Genomic DNA, 16,256 nt, shown 5'->3' with positions numbered 1-16,256 from the left:
CATAAGTGGCAGCAGGCCGGTTGATCACCTGACTTTTCTTCGGCGAACCCTTGAGCCAACCGGCATCGGGGGCCGATATCCGTATGGATACCGCCTGAAAGACCTTTGACTTTGACTACATTTGCTGCCCTTGGCACGCCCAAAGCCCTTGCTGACACGCTCACCGCACAGGGAATCACTGAACCATTCCCCATCCAGGTCAAGACCCTTCCGGACACGCTGGCCGGACGCGACGTCCTGGGCCGCGGCCGTACCGGCTCCGGCAAGACCATCGCTTTCGCCATCCCGCTTGTAGCACGACTCGCTGAGCGGGAAGCCAAGCACTTCCGCAAGCCCGGCCGCCCCATGGGTTTGGTCCTTGCACCCACCCGTGAACTGGCCACCCAGATCAACGCCACCATCGAGCCGCTGGCCAAGGCCGCCGGCCTGAACACCACGGTGATCTACGGCGGCATCTCCCAGGCCCGCCAGGAAAAGGCGCTGCGCTCCGGGGTCGACATCGTCATTGCCTGCCCGGGACGCCTGGAGGACCTGATCCGCCAGCGCATCCTGACCCTTGAGGCCGTGGAAATCACTGTCCTGGACGAGGCCGACCACATGGCCGACCTCGGCTTCCTGCCCGTGGTGAAGAAGCTCATGGACATGACCCCCAGCCAGGGCCAGCGCCTGCTGTTCTCCGCCACGCTGGACAACGGCGTGGACAAGATCGTCCAGCGCTACCTGTCCAACCCGCTGACCCACTCCGTGGATGACCCGCAGGCCGCGGTGACCACCATGGAGCACCACGTCCTGGTGGTCAACGACCAGACAGTCAAGAAGCAGCTGATCGTGGAGCTCGCCTCCGGCGCCGGCCGCCGCGTCCTCTTTATGCGGACCAAGCACCACGCCCGCAAGCTGGCCAAGACCCTGACCGACGCCGGGATCCCCGCCGTTGATCTGCACGGCAACCTTTCGCAGAATGCCCGTGACCGGAACCTGGCTGAATTCTCCAACGGTGACGTCCGCGTCCTGGTGGCCACCGACGTCGCAGCCCGCGGCGTCCACGTGGACGACGTCGAACTGGTGATCCACGTGGACCCGCCCACAGAGCACAAGGCTTACCTGCACCGCTCGGGCCGTACGGCACGTGCGGGCTCGGACGGCACCGTGGTCACGCTGACCCTGCCGGAGCAGCAGTCCGACGTCAAGAAGCTGATGAAGGCCGCCGGCGTCGAGGTCAGCTTTGAGCGCGTCACCGCCAACTCCCCGCTGGTTGCGGAACTCGTGGGCGAAATGGCCGACAAGATCGATCCCCGCACCCGTGCAGCCTTGCTGGCCGCCAAGGCCAACCAGGGCGGCGGCACCTCCACTGGTGCCAACGCCGAGCGTAAGCGTGCGCGCCGCTCGGTCCAGGGCGCCCCTGCTGCAGGTGGCCGGGGCGGACGAGGCGGACGCGGCCGCGTTTCAGCCGAGCCCACCCGCTCCGACATCCCCCGCGCCGAGCGTCGTGCCGTGGCCTACGAAGGCCAGGCCGCAGCCCGCAACGCGGCAGACCGTGTCATTGAGCAGAACGAGGACCGCGCCATTGCCGCAGCCGCGGCACGACGCAATGCCCGTGGCCGTGGCACCGCTTCCACGCACCGCAACGACGTCCCCGCGGCAGGTGGCCGCTCATCGGCTGGCCGCGGTTCAGATGGCCGCGCGGCTGAAGGCCGTGGAGACTCCCGCCTCACCCGGAGCGACGCTCCCCGCGGCGGGACCGGACGCCCGGCTTCTTCCGGTGGCCAGCGTAACGGCCGCCCGGCAACCGGTCAGCGTGCAGCCGGAACCGGTGCCCGCACAGCTGCGGCCGGTGCCCGCACCGGCGGATCCGGCCAGCGTGCCGGTGGCGCCAGCTCCGGCGGCGCCGGTGGCAACAAGGCTGTCTGGTCCTCCAACACCGGTGGAACCTCCGGCGGATCCTATGCAGGCAACGGCGGCTCCGGCCGGTCCGGTGAAGGCCGTCCGGCCCGCAGCGGCCCCCGCCGCGCGTCGGCTCCGGCGTCCAACGAACGCCGCGGCCGCTAAGGTCAGCTAGATCCCCAACCGTTCCTAACCTCGCAAGGCCACACCGGCTCCCTGCCCTCGCAAGCTCGGGCCGGGTCCCTCGCCGGCGCGGATACACGGTCAGGGGACTCGGCTGTCGTGGGCCCTGGATTTCTGAACAAAAGGACGGCCGCACCCTGGATCCAGGGTGCGGCCGTCCTTTTTTGTTGCGGTGCTGGTAGCGGTTACCAGCCGCGGGCGCGCCATTCCTGAAGGTGGGGACGCTCCGCGCCCAGGGTGGTCGGCTTGCCGTGCCCGGGGTGGACCACCGTGTTGTCCGGGTAGACGTCGAACAGGCGTTCGCTGACATCTGTGATGAGTTGCTCAAACCGGGAAGCGTCCTTCTGGGTGTTCCCCACGCCGCCCGGGAACAGGGAATCCCCGGAAAAGATGTGCGCCGGCCCCTCGGGGTCCTGGTACACCAAGGCGATGGAGCCCGGAGTGTGGCCGCGCAGGTGCACCGCAGTCACCTCGAAACCGTCGAAGGCTTGGACGTCCCCCTGCTTGAGGAGAACGTCGGCGGGCACCGGGAGCTCCGGTGCGTCGTCCGTTCCGGCTGCCGTCCGCGCCCCGGTTGCTTCCACCAGGGCGGGCAAGGCGCGGACGTGGTCCCAGTGCTGGTGGGTGGTGGCAATCAGCTCCAGTTTCGGCGGGACAGCACTGTCCGCGGCGGACTCAGCAAGCAGCGCCTGGATGGCAGGGAGGTCGTCGGCCGCGTCGATCAGGAGCTGGGCACCGGATTTCCTGGCGGTGAGCAGATAGACATTGTTGTCCATGTCGCTGACGGAAATCCGGCGGACAGTAATGCTGTCTGAGGAGTGAATGAGGGTATCCATAGGCATCAGTCTACGAAGGGCGCAAGTCACGCCGTCGCAGCGCGCAACCGGCATTCTGTGTTAGGTTCCGCAAGGAAGTTACCTAGGGGGAAGGAACGCTTCATTGGCGTTACAGTCTGAAACCGCGTCCGGAATTGCCTTCATTGGCGTCACCAAGGCCTATGCCGGGAGGGCGGTGGTGGACTCTGTCAGCTTCATTTGCCCGCCAGGTTCGGTCACCGCGTTCCTTGGGCCGAACGGTGCCGGAAAGTCCACCACGCTGCGCATCGCTGCCGGCCTCAGCCGCGCCGACACCGGGGAAGTCCTCTTTGCAGGGCGCAGGCGTGCGGACCTGGAGCACCCTGGCCGGGCCATCGGTTTTGTCCTGGATCCCACAGCGCTTCACCCGGGCAGGTCGGTGCGCGAGACCCTGAAGCTGAACGCCCTGCTCCTGGGAGTGGCGGACGCGCGCATCGAGGAGGTACTTATCCTGACCGGCCTGGTGACGGTCCGCGGCAAACGGGTGTCATCCCTGTCGCTCGGGATGCGCCAGCGTCTGGTCCTGGGCCTGGCCATCCTGGCCGGGCCGCAGTTCCTGGTGCTGGATGAACCGACCAACGGGCTCGACGCCGATGGTGCCGTGTGGGTGCGCAGATTCCTGAAGCACTTCACATCCCAGGGCGGCACTGTACTTCTGTCCAGCCACCTGCTCCGCGACGTGCAGGCAGTGGCTGACCACATTGTCATGATCGACCGCGGCCGGGTGGTGGCAGCCGGCCGGGTGGCTGAATTCAGTGTCAGCGCCGGAACCAAGGTGTCCGCCGCCGATCTGGCACGCCTCCCGGAGGTCTTCGCGGCGCTGGGTTGGCAGTACAGCCGCACGGGTGACACGTTCATCGTGGAGGCCGCGCCCGAGGACATTGGCCAGGCATGCCTCACCCACGGAATAGCCCTCACCCACCTGTCCAACGTGACCGACTCGGCCTTGGAAGAGAAGTTCCTTGCCCTGACATCCGGTGAATTCGCCAGCCGAAACAACGCCCTGGAGCCCACAGCATGACGCACCGCACTGAGTCCACCCGCACTGAGTCAACCCCCAGGCTCCAGGCGCAGACGGCCAAACGCCAGGTCAGCTTCGCCCTCCTGACATGGGTGGAGATCCGAAAGTTGCTGGATACCCGGAGCTCGTTCGCCATCCTGGCAGTCCTGGCGGCCCTGGCCGCCGTACTGGTGGCGGGATTGGCACTGTTCAGCCAAAGCCAGGGCATGCCCATGACGTTCGCCGGGTACGCAGGAGGCATCGGCCTTTTCACGGGCCTGGCAATGCCGCTGATCGGGATCCTCGGGATGACCTCTGACTTCTCGCACCGCACCACCTTTGTCTATTACCCGTTGCTGCGCGGCAGGACCGGGCAGTTCTGGGCCAAAGTGGTGGCGGCCGTGGCGGTGGCGCTGACCCTGCAGCTCTTTGTGCTCCTCTGCTCGGCCGTCACCGCAGGCCTCACCATGGGGAACGCCGCACCCGCCGACGTCTTCCAGGATTCAGCCGGAGTCATCGGCAGGGGACTGGCGGCCTGCCTGCTGGGCACCATGTTCGGCGTCGCGCTGGCCGCTGCCATCCGGCGAACGGCTCTGACGATCGTCGCCGTCATCCTCATCACGCTGGTAGGCAACGGCCTCATCATCACCCTGCTGCCGGACGCCAGCGGCTACCTCAGCACCATTACTGCGATTGCCCATATCGCCGGCGGTCCCGAAGCCCCGTCCGTCCTTGAGGCGTGCACGTCCCTGGCCATCTGGTACGCGCTTCCCCTGGGGATCGGCTGGTGGATCACGGAACGGGGCGAAGCCTAGGAGGCTGCCTCCTCACGCCCCTCGGACACCCATTTGGGGTCAGCCGAGCGGGAGCCGACGACGGCGTCCGCCGCCAGGTCCAGCGCCTCCTGTTGCGCCGGGGTCAGGTCCAGGGCGAGGGCGCCCAGGTTCTCGTCGATCCGGTGGGTCTTGCGCGTGCCGGGAATGGGGACAACAGGAAGGCCGAACCTCCTGCCTTGGGCCAGCAGCCAGGCCAGTGCCACTTGGGCAGAGGTTGCGTCCAGCACCGTAGCAACCAGCCGGACGGCGTCCACAACGGCCTGGTTCGCGTGGGCGGCATCTGCGGCGAAACGGGGGATCCGGCGTCGGAAGTCATTCTCCCCCAGCTGTGAAGCGTCAACGGTGCCGGTGAGGAAACCCCGGCCCAATGGGGAGTACGGAACAAAGCCCACCCCCAGCTCGGCGGCGGCCGGAACAACGTTGCGCTCCACGTCCCGGCTCCAGATGGACCACTCGCTTTGCACTGCGGCGATAGGATGCACGGCGTGGGCCTCGCGCAGCTCCTCGGCTGTCACCTCGGACAGGCCCAAATGCCGGACCTTGCCCTGCTCCACGAGCTCCGCCATGGCCCCTACTGTTTCGGCGAGCGGAATCCGGAGATCCCTGCGGTGCATGTAGTAGAGGTCGATGGTGTCCGTTCCGAGCCGGCGGAGGCTGTTTTCCACGGCATGCCTGACATGCGCGGCATCACCGCGGATGTCCGAGTAGCCGGTGGCAGGGTTACCCACCAGCCCGAACTTGGTGGCCAGCTGGACCTCGTCCCGGCGGTCCGTGAGCAGGTGCGCGATCAGTTCTTCGTTGCTTCCGCCGCCGTAGATGTCGGCGGTGTCGATGAAGCTGACGCCCGCGTCGACGGCGTGATGCAGGGTCTTCAGCGCCTCGGCCGGCTCCATTCCGCCGTAGACGGGAGTGAGGGCCATCCCCCCGAACCCCAGCGGACTGACCTCCAGGCCCTGGGCCAGCTGTACCAATGCTGCGGGTGCGGGTTTCATAAATTGGCTCCGTTCGCTCTAAGTGGGTCTCCCAGCCAAGAACCTCAAGGCCCTTCCCAGTATTCCCCCTGGTCATAGCGGACGGCACAGCGTACAGTCACAGCGGACGCCGTCAGGACCAGGGAATGATCCTGTCAGCCAACTGCCGGGTGTTGTCGATGAGCACGGCGTTGGCTTCGTCCGGGCCGTGCGCCCAGGCCACCGCCGCGGAAGGCTCCATGCCAAACGACTCATGCCTGGCCACCAGCCGTTCCAGCCGCAAATCCGCAGGGGTGTCAACGAACCACACTTCGTCCAGCTGGGCCCGCACCTGCTTCCAGGCAGGGGTGTCCGCCAGCAGGTAGTTGCCCTCGGTGATGACCAGCGGAATGCTAGCCGGGACGGCGATGGAAGCCGCCACGGGCTCGTCAATGGACCGCCGGAATTCCGGCGCGTACACTACGTCCTCGTCCCGGCGCACCAGCCGCTGGAGCAGCGAAAGGTACCCGCCGACGTCGAACGTGTCGATGGCGCCTTTCCGCTGCCTCAGCGGGGTGCCGTCGATGATGGCGTTGCCCAAGTGGAACCCGTCCATGGGCACCACCACCGCCTGCTCCGGGCCGAACTGCTCCCGGATCCATTCGGCGAAGGTGGATTTACCGGATCCGGGGGCGCCCGTGATGCCCAGCAGCGTCCGGCTTCCCCCGGCTACTCTGAGCCGCAGCGCGTCCAAGGCCTGCAATATCTCGGAGGAGTCCATGCCAAAATCCTAAACCGCCCGCTGAAATCTGCCGGCTTTGGCGCTACCCGCGGCTACCCGGGCTACCGGCGGTCACCGGCCGCTGGCGGGTGCGGCGGAGTTGGCCGGTTTGGCAGGTTTGCCGCCCAACGACTTAAGCCCGGCCGCACACACCACAATTCCGCCAATGAACAGCACTTTGACAAAGCTGAAGGGCTCGGCGCCGGTGGCCATCGCCCAGGCCACAGTCAGCCCGGCACCGATCCCCACCCAAACGGCGTAGGCGGTGCCCAAGGGGATGCTTTTGACCGCGATGCCCAGGCCCAGCATGCTCAGTGTGGCGGTGACGGCGAAGACGGTGGTGGGCAGCGGCCTGGTGAAGCCGTCAGACTGTCCAAGCGCAGTGGCCCAGACGGCTTCCAAAATTGCGGACGCCAGGAGCACCAGCCAGGGGAGGGAGCGTTGCAGCATTACGCCACCACCTTCAGGCCAACCACGCAGGCGGCGATTCCGGCGAGCAGCAGCAGGCGCGCCGCCGTCGGCCGTTCCGCCTTGGTGATGATGGCGTACGCACTGGTCAGCACTACACCCACGCCCACCCACACGGCGTAGGCGGTCCCGGTGGGAATGGCTTGCATGGCGATCGCGAGTCCACCGGTGCTGGCCAGAACGGAGACCAGGAAGAGTGCGGCGGGCAGAGTCCGACGGCGGCCCTTGGCTTGGAAGGTTCGGTGGAGTGCGGCGGCCCAGACGGCTTCCAGCGCTCCGGAGAGGATGAGGATTAACCACGACATGACAGATCCTTTGGCCAGTCTTGTCGCGTGCCGGGTACTGATCCGTCGTCCGGAGGCCCCACGTCGGAACCTTGCTTCCCAGCCTAGCAACACCGTCCGGCGGGTGGCCGGGTTGGTGGCCAACCTCACCACCGGGCTCCATACCCAAGTAGGTCGCGCTAACTGTCCTTTTGAGGGCCCAAAACGACAGTTAGCGCGACGTAGTTGGGGGAGGGGTCGGACTAGAGGGCGCCGCCGGCAGCCGCAGGGGCTGCGGAGTCGCGGCCGCCGTCGCCGATGGACTCGCGGGCGATGAAGTTCTCGATGTCGAACAGGTTGTCCGCACGCTCCGCGATGTTCAGCAGCGTGGTCATGGAGGCCACTTCCTCCACCTGCTCCTTGAGGAACCACAGCATGAACTGCTCACCCAGGGCATCGTCCTCGCCGCGGGCCGCACGGAAGAGGGCTTCGATGTTGGCCGTGACTTCCTTTTCCTGCTGCAGCGCAAGCGCCAGCGGTTCGGTCACCGAGGAGAAATCGTTGCGGACTGCGGGGACGCCGGGAATGGTGAAGGCGATGTCCCGGTCCAGCATGTACTGCACCATCATCATGGCGTGGTTCCGCTCTTCCACTGACTGCCGGTAGAAGTAGCGTGCCAGCTGCGGGAGGTCCTGGTTGGCGAACCAGGTGGCCACGGCGATGTACTGCTGCGAGGCGGTGAACTCGTTGCCGATCTGGGTGGACAGGAGCGAATTAAAGGATGTGGAGGTCATAGCCCGAGTCTATGGATGGAACCCCGCGTGTGGCCAGTGTGGAAAGGCTCAGGTAACCAAGGGTCGCTTTACCCTGCTCCCTCGCCCGCCACCCGGTCAATCGAGACCACCGCCAGGAATCCGCGGCCCAGGATTTCGGGAGAGCGCTCATCAGAACCCACGACGGCGTCGTAACGGCTGAGTGCCTCCGGTTCCGGTGCCGGGACGGCAGCGACGTCCTGTTCGGCAACGTTTTGTTCAGCACCGTCTTGTTCGGCACCAGTTTGTTCGGCACCGTCTCCCGCTTCCTCTGCTGCTCCCGCGCTGACGGTGGCCTGGCCCTGCAGCAGGACGCCCAGCTGGCCCTCAAACAGGGGGTGGGCGCGCTTCTTGGACAGCTCGATGATAGACGTGTAGCCCTTGAAGGAACCGGTCCGGGTAATGACGTTCAGGTCCCGGATGTCACCGGTGGGCAGTGCGCCGTGGCTGGCCGCTTCGCCGGAGAACCGGAAGGGCCGGTACTTTTCCAGCGGGTGCTCGGCGCCATCAACGGTCAGGAGGAGGAGTTCGCCGTCGATGACTGTCAGCACGCGTTCCATCCCAGGGAACCCCGAGAAGTCGCCTGCCTTGCTGACCTCGGCGATGCTGACGCGCCAATCCCAGGCGCCATCCTGGGCGGAGGCTGCCTTCGGATGGCTGGCCAGCTCCCGGGTCACACCACCGCCGTTGCGCCATGGTTGGGGCCTGAGCTCTGCATAACGGATGATCTCCATCCGTCCAGCCTACTGAAGCACTGAGCCAACTGACGTTCAGAGATCCAACTGTCGTGGCGAGAGCAACCCTCTTAATGGCCCTTCCCTGCTAACCTCCTCCGGGGGACAATGTGGAGTCTGCCTTAAGGAGAACGGAATGTTCGTCAAAGTCTGCGGGCTGAGTACGCCCGAATCTGTCCGGGAGGCCGTGGCCGCCGGGGCGGACGCCGTCGGCTTTGTCCTGACGGCCAGCCCGCGTGTGGTGTCGCCGTCTCAGGTTTCGGGGCTCCTGGGCGAGGTTCCCGAAGGCGTTACGGCCGTTGGCGTCTTCCGGCACGAGCCTGCCGCGGACGCGGTGGCCATTGCCCGCGCGGCCGGTCTGCAGTGGGTCCAGTTGCACGGGGAGCGCACCCCTGAGGACGTCACCACCGTCCACGACGCCGGCATGAAGCTGATCAGGGCCGTCACCATGGGTGCGGGGCAGGACGCCTTCGGCAGCTGGGGCGAGGAACTCCTCCTGGTGGACGCCGCGGTTCCCGGCTCCGGTGAGGCCTGGGACTACGGTTCGGTCAGGACGGCGGGACTTGAGGGCCGTCACTGGCTGCTGGCCGGCGGCCTTGACTCCGCCAACGTCGCCGATGCTTCCGCTGCAGCAGGTGCGTGGGGAGTTGACGTGTCATCCGGCGTCGAGGTTTCCCGAGGCGTGAAGGACCTGGCGAAGATCCGCGCCTTCGTCCACGCCGCCAAGGGCTAGTTCCTCACGTCAGCCTGGCTGAGCCTTCCGCCAATCAGGCTGAGCGTTCAGGGGCCAATCAGGGCAGTCCCTGAGGTTTTTGTCCGACCCCTCGGGGCACAATGGACAAATGAAGACACTGCTCAACATCATCTGGCTGGTTTTTGGCGGCTTCTGGCTTGCCTTGGGCTATTTCCTGGCAGGAATTATCTGCTGCCTGCTCATCATCACCATTCCGTGGGGGATCGCCTCATTCCGAATTGCTGCGTACACGTTCTGGCCGTTCGGGCGCACCGTGGTGGACAAGCCTGGCGGAACCGGCATCTTCTCCCTGCTGGGCAACGTGATCTGGCTGCTGGTGGCTGGGATCTGGATCGCGATCGGGCATGTTGTCACCGCCTTTGCCATGGCCATCACCATTATCGGCATCCCGCTGGCCATCGCCAACCTCAAGCTGATCCCGGTGTCCCTGATGCCACTGGGCAAACAGATCGTACCCACTGACGCGCCGTTCGTGACCAGCTACCGCTAAATTGCCACACGCTCCGAGTGTGGCCGGCGACGTGCCCTAAGGCTTTGCTTCAACGCCCGGCACCAGTCCCTGGGCTTCCAGCTCCTCCGTCCGGAGGGCGCGGAGGATGCAGAACTCGTTGCCGTCCGGGTCAGCCAACACCACCCAGGTCACGTCGTCCCCTTGGCCCACCGATACGCGGCGGGCGCCCAGGTCCTCCAGGCGCTTGACCTCCGCGGCCTGGTCTTCCGGGCGAAGGTCAAGATGCAGCCGGTTCTTAATCTCCTTGCGCTCTGGGACCTTGAGGAACAGCAGGTCCGGTGAGACGCCGTCCTCGGGGCTGCCTGCCGGAGGTTCGAGGACGATTTCGTCCTCCACCTCGTACGTCCGGCGCCACCCCAGGGCTTTCTCCCAAAAATCTGCGGGCACCTTGGGATTCGTGGAGTCGATGCAAACGGCTTGGATTCGCAGGTTCATCCGAGCAGTCTTGCACTGGCTGTGCCGGCCCGTAAAGGCATGGGCCTGGCACGTTCGGCCGGATTAGGCGGCCGAACGCGGCCGGCGTCGCCGCGGTAAAGAGCAGGCAAGAGCCGGTCAGGCCAGCTCGCCCTGAAGGTTGCGTCGCGCGGCGTCCAGCCACAGCTCCTGTGCCCGCTCAGTGTGGAAGAGCGGGTCCAGGTCCAGCAGGCGCCGTACGACGGCGGCGCGTCCGGCCGCGAAGTCGGCGTCGCCGATGTGCGCATAGTCTTCCCGGACAGCCGCCAGATAGCGAGCGTAGGACTCCGGTTCACCGCCGAGGACCGAAAGGTCCGCATCGCACAGGAGGGCGCCGTCGTCGTCCCCTTGTCCCGGGCAGTGGTCCGCGGTCAGCCGCACCAGGCGGGCCACCTCCTCGACGTCCGCGTCCGGAAGTCCGGCCTCAGCCAGCCTGCCCTCGGCGAGCCGGGCGGATTCCTCCTCATCCTGGCCGGCAATGCCGCGGTACACGGCATCGTGGAACCAGGCTCCGAGGACCACGTGGCGGGGCGGCTCTGCGGGTTCGCTGAGCAGGTCCAGGGCCTCCAGCACGGCGAGCAGGTGCGTGCGGCCATGGTACTTGCGGTGTTCCTCGCCCCAGCGGTCCAGCAGGTCCAGAAAGAGTGCGTCATGGCCCGGCATAACGGAGTTCCAGCGGTTCAGCAGCGGCACTTTCAGAGACTTGTTGCGCTGTCGTGCCGGGATGCGCAGCCCGCTGGAGATGAGCTTCCGCACCAGGATCCGCCCCTCAACCGGAACGGCTCCGGCGGCCACCAGGTCCTCAATGCGGCGCTCTGGGACGTCGTAGTGGTCGCAGTCGAACGCCCGCTCCGGAATGCCGGCTGCGGAGGCAAAGGCGTGGAGCTCCTCGAGCGAACTGTCTGAGATGAGGTGCGAGAAGTGGGTTCCGTGGGCAGGCCAAAGGGGCGGGTCCAGAAAAATGGCCATGGAGGAAGTGTAGTCCGGGCAATCCCGGGTGGGGGTGCAGCTTCGCCAGCCCGAGCCCCGTCAGCCCTCTGCCGGCAGGATGTTTTGGTTTCCGCGGAACACGTTCTGCGGATCGAACTCCCGCTTGACCCGCGCCAGGCGCGCATAGTTCTGATCGCCGAAGGCCGCACGAATCCGTTCCTGGCCTTCATTGCCGATGAAGTTGAGCCACACCCCGCCCGTAGCGTAGGGAGCGATTTTTCCGCGGAAGTCTTTCACCCAGGTTTTGGCCAGCTGGCCTTCCTCGGGCGTCGGCGAGATTCCGTAAGGATGGCTGACCCACGCCGCGTTCCGGTTGATAAGCGGAGTGGCGGCGGCAGCGTTTCCTCCGACTGCGCCGCCCCAGCGCGCGATGAGCTGCTGCGAAGTGGCATCGGGGAGGTGTAGGGCCGAGTCCACAAAGACGTCCAGCGCTTCGTCCGGCAGGTCGTTGTGATAGTCGGCACTCCAGTAGTTGTAGTGATCGGGAGGATCATCGAGGGAGCACTGGAACTCGGCATAGGTGGTGTCTTCCACCAGGTCAACGGCCGGTCCGAGCTCGCGGAAGGGCCTCGCGTGTTCGGAGCCTTCCTCGGGGTCGCCGGCGTACAGGTAGACGATGAGTGTGGCCATCTTTCCCACCATCTGCTCGGGCATAAAAGGCTCCGGCGGTGCCGTAAAGTACACGAGCGCCAGGCCAACGTTGTCCGGAGCTGCAACGGCAAGATCCCTGAAGGCACGGGAGACGTCCGTGGCGGCCTCAGCGGGCCACAGCCACATCCCGGCGTGGACCACCGGACCGAGTCGGTGGGCTTGGAAAGTGAAGGACGTGGCCACTCCGAAATTTCCGCCGCCGCCATGGAGCGCCCAGAAGAGTTCCGGATTCTCCCGCGCGCTCGCGGTGACGCGGTCGCCGTCGGCGGTCACCAGGTTCACTGAGACGAGGCTGTCACAGGCGAAGCCGAAGGAGCGCTCCAGCCACCCGGAGCCCCCGCCCAGGGTGAATCCGGCGATTCCAGTGGTAGAGACTCTCCCCCCGGTAACTGCCAGGCCATGTGCCTGCGTTGCCCTGTCAAACTCACCACAGGTCAAACCCGCGCCGGCGGTGACTATGCCGCTTTCCGGGTCCACCTGGATGGACTTCATGTGCCGCACATCGATGACTATGCCGTCGTCGTTGGTGGACATTCCGGCCACTGAATGCCCGCCGGCGCGGACGGCGATGGGCAACGAGTTTTCGCGGCCGTACCGAAGGGCCTCGGTCACGTCGGCATCATTGAAACACTGGGCGATGACGGCCGGCCTCCGGTCGATCATGGCGTTGAAAACCTTCCGGGCCTGGTGGTAGTCCGGGCTGTCACGCTTTATCCACTTCATCAGGAACGCTCCTCAACGAGTGAGGCCCTCCCCCAAGAAAAGCGTAGGACCAGGCGTCGCTGACCACTAGGGTAAATCCTTTCCCGGCCAGTTCTGCCACCGCTGGCGGCCCAAGTAGGGAATCGGATCTGCGGAACATTCATCCAAGTTGAGCCGTATTTGAGGGCTAGACTAGGTGAATGTCCAGTATCCGCGTTGCCGAAGCTGCCCGGTTCCTTGGCGTCAGCGACGACACCATCCGCCGCTGGATGGAGAACGGCAGCCTGACCCCCGTCAAGGACGCTGCCGGCCGGCTCTCCGTCGACGGCCTGGAGCTGGCGCATCACGCACAGAAACTCGCACAGCTCCCGGACGAGCCGCACAGGACAGGAAGCTCGGCACGCAACAGGTTCGTCGGCCTGGTCACTGGCATCACCATGGACACCGTTATGGCCCAGGTAGAGCTGCAGTGCGGGCCGTTCCGCGTGGTGTCCCTTATGAGCAGCGAGGCAGTTCGCGAGCTGGGCCTGGAGCTTGGTTCCGTGGCCACCGCCGTGGTCAAGGCCACCACCGTGATTATCGAGACGCCGCACGGAAAGGGCTCCGCATGAGGCGGCCCGCCGTTGCAGGAAAACCCGCCATTGCAGGAAAACTCCTGGTCGTGGTGCTCGCCACCGTCATCCTGGCTGCCTGCACGCCGTCCGGGCAGGCGGGACAGGCCGGACAGGGCGGAGCCGACGACGGCGGCGCCTCCGGATCCGGTGGCACCGTCACGGTTTTCGCCGCGGCCTCGCTCAAATCCCCCTTCACACAGTTGGCGAAGCAATTCGAGGCCGCCAACCCGGGAACCAGGGTCACGCTGAATTTCGCCGGCTCGGCAGACCTGGCTACCCAGATCTTCCAGGGTGCCCCGGCGGACGTCTTCGCCTCAGCGGACAACCGGAACATGGGCAAGCTCCTGGACGAGGGACTTGTGGAGGATGAGCCGCGAGACTTCGCCACCAATACGCTCACCATCGCCGTCCCGCCCGGCAACCCCGCCGGCATCTACGCGTTCCACGACCTGGAAAAGCCCGGCACCAAGGTGGTGGTCTGCGCCAGCCAGGTGCCATGCGGCGCTGCGATCCGCAACATCGCCGAAGAGACCGGCACCTCGCTGACCCCTGTCAGCGAGGAAACCTCCGTCACCGATGTCCTGGGCAAAGTCACGTCGGGGGAGGCCGACGCCGGGCTGGTCTACGTCACGGATGCACAAGGTGCCGGCGGGAAGGTGGAGTCAGTGCCCTTCCCCGAGGCTGCCCAAGCCGTCAACAGCTACCCCATCGCCACCGTGAAAGGCGCCAGGAACAAGGCCGCGGCACAAGCGTTCCGTGAACTCGTCCTGGGCAGCGGGGGCCAGGCGGTGCTGGGCGCCGCCGGCTTCGGTGCCCCGCAGCCATGAGCCCCCGCAAAGCCCCCACCTACACGGGCGTTCCCGCGTGGATCTACGCGGTGGCCGCTGCCGGCGGGTTGCTGGTGCTGCTCCCGCTGGCCGCCATGGTGGCCCGGGTCAACTGGCCGCAGTTCCTCCCGCTGATCACCTCCGACTCCTCGCTGACAGCCTTGGGCTTGAGCCTGCGCACGTCTGCGGCCAGCACCGCGCTGTGCCTTCTGCTGGGGGTTCCCATCGCCCTGGTCCTGGCGCGGGGCAGCTTTCCGGGCCAGCGGCTGCTCCGATCCCTGGTGCTGCTCCCGCTGGTGCTTCCGCCCGTGGTGGGCGGCATCGCCCTGCTGTACACGTTTGGCCGGCAGGGCCTGCTGGGCCGCACCGTTGAGGTCCTGGGCCTGCAGATAGCGTTCTCCACCACGGCGGTGGTCCTGGCCCAGACGTTTGTGGCCCTGCCGTTCCTGGTGGTCAGCCTCGAGGGCGCCTTGAGGACGGCAGGCCCCCGGTACGAGGCCGTGGCCGCCACCCTGGGCGCCCGGCCCAGCACGGTTCTTCGCCGGGTCACGCTGCCGCTGGTGCTTCCCGGCCTGGCCTCGGGCGCCGTGCTGTCGTTCGCCCGCAGCCTGGGCGAGTTCGGCGCCACGCTCACCTTCGCCGGGAGCCTGGAGGGAGTCACCAGGACATTGCCGCTTGAAATCTACCTTCAGCGTGAAACGGATGCCGATGCCGCCGTCGCCCTTTCCCTCGTCCTGGTGGCAGTAGCGGTCTCGGTGGTGGCCCTTGCGTACCGCAGCCCGCGCCCCTCCGGCCGCACCTTTGCAGGAAGTATGACTGCACAAAGTACAACTGCAGAAAGTGCGACGCCGCCACGCGCCACCCGCGGGGGAGTCCAGTGACGTTCACGGTCCGGGCAGCGGTGGAGGCCCGGGGCTTCGATGTCTCCCTCACGCTGGGGCCGGCCGAGACAGTGGCGGTGATGGGCCCCAACGGCGCAGGCAAGTCCTCCCTGCTGGCCGTCATAGCGGGTCTGCTGCACCCGGACTCAGGCAAAGCGGAGCTCGACGGCCGGGTCCTCTTTGACCTCGCGGACGGCCGGGGCGAATGGACAGCTCCGCACCGGCGCGGCACGGCACTCCTGGCACAGGAGCCCCTGCTTTTCCCGCACCTCAGTGCGCTGGACAACGTGGCTTTTGGACCCCGCAGCACGGGTGCCTCCAAGCACCATGCCCGGGAATCGGCCAAGCGGTGGCTGGCTGAAGTGGAAGCCGAAGGGCTGGCCCTGCGGCGACCGGCGGAACTGTCCGGCGGGCAGGCGCAGCGGGTGGCTGTGGCGCGGGCGCTGGCAGCGGATCCAGGGCTTCTCCTGCTGGACGAGCCCATGGCCGCCCTGGACATCCATGCTGCCCCGCTGCTGCGGCGGCTGCTCAAACGGGTACTTGCCGGCCGGCGGGCCATCATCATTACGCATGACGTGCTGGATGCCCTGATGCTGGCGGACCGGGTGATGATCCTGGAGAACGGCCGGATCAGTGAGGCAGGCCCGACGCGTGAGGTGCTCCAGCGCCCGAAAAGCCGGTTCGCCGCCGGTCTGGCCGGGCTGAACTTCATCCCCGGCAGGATCACGGTGCATGGCCTGGAGTCCGGGACGCTGGCCATCTACGGACAGCACGATGACTTTCCCGGCCCGCTGCCCACCGGGCAGCCCGGCGTGGCGGTGTTCCCGCCGTCGGCCGTTTCAATATTCCCCCATGAGGCGCACGGCAGCCCGCGGAACTCCTTCGCCGTGACCATCGCCCACCTGGAACCGCACGGGGACCTGATCCGGGTCCGTGGCGGCGAAGGCGGGCATTTGAGTGCCGACGTCACCCCGGAAGCGTCGGCTGACCTGGGGCTGGCACCGGGAATGCAGGTGTATTTTGTGGTCAAGGCCGGCGCGGTGGCCATCTACCCCGGCTGAAAATCATCCCGTGGCAGGAGCGCGGCCGCCGCTGGTCTGGCTAGGCTGGT

19 protein-coding genes and 1 riboswitch are annotated in these 16,256 nt (G+C 66.6%); of the genes, 9 read left to right on the top strand and 10 right to left on the bottom strand.

What is annotated here, in order from left to right; genetic code table 11:
* Positions 1-111 precede the first annotated feature (111 nt).
* Positions 112-2,046, top strand: a complete 1,935-nt coding sequence (locus tag F8G81_RS21500) for a DEAD/DEAH box helicase (RefSeq protein WP_267276655.1) — start codon at positions 112-114, stop codon at positions 2,044-2,046.
* A 203-nt stretch (positions 2,047-2,249) separates the two neighbouring features.
* Here the strand turns inward: F8G81_RS21500 and F8G81_RS21495 are convergent, their stop codons facing one another.
* Complete coding sequence (locus tag F8G81_RS21495; protein ID WP_267276654.1) at positions 2,250-2,900, bottom strand: MBL fold metallo-hydrolase; 651 nt, start codon at positions 2,898-2,900, stop codon at positions 2,250-2,252.
* A gap of 103 nt (positions 2,901-3,003) precedes the next feature.
* Between F8G81_RS21495 and F8G81_RS21490 the strand changes: the two genes are divergently transcribed.
* Positions 3,004-3,939 (top strand): ABC transporter ATP-binding protein, encoded by a 936-nt coding sequence (locus F8G81_RS21490; RefSeq protein WP_267276653.1) that lies wholly within the window; start codon positions 3,004-3,006, stop codon positions 3,937-3,939.
* Positions 3,936-4,733, top strand: coding sequence for a hypothetical protein (locus tag F8G81_RS21485; protein ID WP_267276652.1), 798 nt, complete (start codon positions 3,936-3,938; stop codon positions 4,731-4,733). Before F8G81_RS21490 ends, F8G81_RS21485 begins: the two co-directional genes overlap by 4 nt.
* Here F8G81_RS21485 and F8G81_RS21480 read toward each other — a convergent pair.
* The 6 genes from F8G81_RS21480 to F8G81_RS21455 form a co-directional block, all read right to left on the bottom strand.
* Positions 4,730-5,746, bottom strand: a complete 1,017-nt coding sequence (locus F8G81_RS21480; RefSeq protein ID WP_267276651.1) for an aldo/keto reductase — start codon at positions 5,744-5,746, stop codon at positions 4,730-4,732. The two genes, F8G81_RS21485 and F8G81_RS21480, sit on opposite strands and share 4 nt — an antisense overlap.
* Positions 5,747-5,858: 112 nt before the next feature.
* Entirely contained in the window at positions 5,859-6,485 is a 627-nt protein-coding gene (locus F8G81_RS21475) for a nucleoside/nucleotide kinase family protein (protein WP_267276650.1), read from the bottom strand.
* 72 nt (positions 6,486-6,557) lie between these two features.
* Entirely contained in the window at positions 6,558-6,935 is a 378-nt protein-coding gene (locus tag F8G81_RS21470) for a DMT family transporter (protein ID WP_267276649.1), read from the bottom strand.
* Positions 6,935-7,258 (bottom strand): DMT family transporter, encoded by a 324-nt coding sequence (locus tag F8G81_RS21465; RefSeq protein ID WP_267276648.1) that lies wholly within the window; start codon positions 7,256-7,258, stop codon positions 6,935-6,937. The genes F8G81_RS21470 and F8G81_RS21465 overlap by 1 nt, the downstream gene beginning before the upstream one ends.
* A gap of 9 nt (positions 7,259-7,267) precedes the next feature.
* Positions 7,268-7,333, bottom strand: a riboswitch (guanidine-III (ykkC-III) riboswitch).
* A 146-nt stretch (positions 7,334-7,479) separates the two neighbouring features.
* Positions 7,480-8,010 carry a ferritin gene (locus F8G81_RS21460; protein WP_267276647.1) on the bottom strand — a complete coding sequence of 177 codons (531 nt, stop codon included), beginning with the start codon at positions 8,008-8,010 and terminating at the stop codon, positions 7,480-7,482.
* A 68-nt stretch (positions 8,011-8,078) separates the two neighbouring features.
* Complete coding sequence (locus F8G81_RS21455) at positions 8,079-8,762, bottom strand: HutD family protein (RefSeq protein ID WP_267276646.1); 684 nt, start codon at positions 8,760-8,762, stop codon at positions 8,079-8,081.
* Positions 8,763-8,898: 136 nt separating this feature from the next.
* Between F8G81_RS21455 and F8G81_RS21450 the strand changes: the two genes are divergently transcribed.
* The gene (locus tag F8G81_RS21450) at positions 8,899-9,495 is read left to right on the top strand and encodes a phosphoribosylanthranilate isomerase (RefSeq protein WP_267276645.1); all 597 of its coding nucleotides are present in this window, start codon (positions 8,899-8,901) and stop codon (positions 9,493-9,495) included.
* Between the two features lie 109 nt (positions 9,496-9,604).
* Entirely contained in the window at positions 9,605-10,006 is a 402-nt protein-coding gene (locus tag F8G81_RS21445) for a YccF domain-containing protein (protein WP_267276644.1), read from the top strand.
* 36 nt (positions 10,007-10,042) lie between these two features.
* On the opposite strand, the gene F8G81_RS21440 is transcribed toward F8G81_RS21445, so the two are convergent.
* From F8G81_RS21440 to F8G81_RS21430, 3 genes are all read right to left on the bottom strand, one after another.
* A complete protein-coding gene (locus F8G81_RS21440) occupies positions 10,043-10,462 on the bottom strand; it encodes a VOC family protein (RefSeq protein WP_267276643.1) in 420 nt (139 codons plus the stop codon).
* A gap of 117 nt (positions 10,463-10,579) precedes the next feature.
* A complete protein-coding gene (locus F8G81_RS21435; protein WP_267276642.1) occupies positions 10,580-11,449 on the bottom strand; it encodes a DUF4031 domain-containing protein in 870 nt (289 codons plus the stop codon).
* Positions 11,450-11,509: 60 nt separating this feature from the next.
* A complete protein-coding gene (locus tag F8G81_RS21430; RefSeq protein ID WP_267276641.1) occupies positions 11,510-12,844 on the bottom strand; it encodes an FAD-binding oxidoreductase in 1,335 nt (444 codons plus the stop codon).
* A 179-nt stretch (positions 12,845-13,023) separates the two neighbouring features.
* On the opposite strand from F8G81_RS21430, the gene F8G81_RS21425 reads away from it, so the two are divergent.
* Genes F8G81_RS21425 through F8G81_RS21410 form a run of 4 tightly spaced genes read left to right on the top strand, consistent with a single transcriptional unit; the run spans position 13,024 to position 16,206 of the window.
* Positions 13,024-13,434: a TOBE domain-containing protein gene (locus F8G81_RS21425; protein ID WP_267276640.1), complete on the top strand. Its 411-nt coding sequence runs from the start codon at positions 13,024-13,026 to the stop codon at positions 13,432-13,434.
* Positions 13,431-14,264 carry a molybdate ABC transporter substrate-binding protein gene (gene modA / locus F8G81_RS21420; RefSeq protein WP_267276639.1) on the top strand — a complete coding sequence of 278 codons (834 nt, stop codon included), beginning with the start codon at positions 13,431-13,433 and terminating at the stop codon, positions 14,262-14,264. The genes F8G81_RS21425 and modA overlap by 4 nt, the downstream gene beginning before the upstream one ends.
* Positions 14,261-15,145 (top strand): ABC transporter permease, encoded by an 885-nt coding sequence (locus F8G81_RS21415; protein ID WP_267276638.1) that lies wholly within the window; start codon positions 14,261-14,263, stop codon positions 15,143-15,145. Before modA ends, F8G81_RS21415 begins: the two co-directional genes overlap by 4 nt.
* A complete protein-coding gene (locus F8G81_RS21410) occupies positions 15,142-16,206 on the top strand; it encodes a sulfate/molybdate ABC transporter ATP-binding protein (protein ID WP_267276637.1) in 1,065 nt (354 codons plus the stop codon). Before F8G81_RS21415 ends, F8G81_RS21410 begins: the two co-directional genes overlap by 4 nt.
* Positions 16,207-16,256 lie beyond the last annotated feature (50 nt).

Source organism: Arthrobacter sp. CDRTa11, assembly GCF_026427775.1.
Classification (GTDB): Bacteria; Actinomycetota; Actinomycetes; order Actinomycetales; family Micrococcaceae; genus Arthrobacter.
This window is presented reverse-complemented; position numbering and strand designations above follow the sequence as displayed.

Coding starts and splice junctions, on each gene's coding strand:
- F8G81_RS21495 (WP_267276654.1), bottom strand. CDS start 2,900: ATGGATACCCTCATTCACTCCTCAGACAGCATTACTGTCCGCCGGATT.
- F8G81_RS21485 (WP_267276652.1), top strand. CDS start 3,936: ATGACGCACCGCACTGAGTCCACCCGCACTGAGTCAACCCCCAGGCTC.
- F8G81_RS21480 (WP_267276651.1), bottom strand. CDS start 5,746: ATGAAACCCGCACCCGCAGCATTGGTACAGCTGGCCCAGGGCCTGGAG.
- F8G81_RS21475 (WP_267276650.1), bottom strand. CDS start 6,485: ATGGACTCCTCCGAGATATTGCAGGCCTTGGACGCGCTGCGGCTCAGA.
- F8G81_RS21470 (WP_267276649.1), bottom strand. CDS start 6,935: ATGCTGCAACGCTCCCTCCCCTGGCTGGTGCTCCTGGCGTCCGCAATT.
- F8G81_RS21465 (WP_267276648.1), bottom strand. CDS start 7,258: ATGTCGTGGTTAATCCTCATCCTCTCCGGAGCGCTGGAAGCCGTCTGG.
- F8G81_RS21460 (WP_267276647.1), bottom strand. CDS start 8,010: ATGACCTCCACATCCTTTAATTCGCTCCTGTCCACCCAGATCGGCAAC.
- F8G81_RS21455 (WP_267276646.1), bottom strand. CDS start 8,762: ATGGAGATCATCCGTTATGCAGAGCTCAGGCCCCAACCATGGCGCAAC.
- F8G81_RS21450 (WP_267276645.1), top strand. CDS start 8,899: ATGTTCGTCAAAGTCTGCGGGCTGAGTACGCCCGAATCTGTCCGGGAG.
- F8G81_RS21445 (WP_267276644.1), top strand. CDS start 9,605: ATGAAGACACTGCTCAACATCATCTGGCTGGTTTTTGGCGGCTTCTGG.
- F8G81_RS21440 (WP_267276643.1), bottom strand. CDS start 10,462: ATGAACCTGCGAATCCAAGCCGTTTGCATCGACTCCACGAATCCCAAG.
- F8G81_RS21435 (WP_267276642.1), bottom strand. CDS start 11,449: ATGGCCATTTTTCTGGACCCGCCCCTTTGGCCTGCCCACGGAACCCAC.
- F8G81_RS21430 (WP_267276641.1), bottom strand. CDS start 12,844: ATGAAGTGGATAAAGCGTGACAGCCCGGACTACCACCAGGCCCGGAAG.
- F8G81_RS21425 (WP_267276640.1), top strand. CDS start 13,024: ATGTCCAGTATCCGCGTTGCCGAAGCTGCCCGGTTCCTTGGCGTCAGC.
- modA (WP_267276639.1), top strand. CDS start 13,431: ATGAGGCGGCCCGCCGTTGCAGGAAAACCCGCCATTGCAGGAAAACTC.
- F8G81_RS21415 (WP_267276638.1), top strand. CDS start 14,261: ATGAGCCCCCGCAAAGCCCCCACCTACACGGGCGTTCCCGCGTGGATC.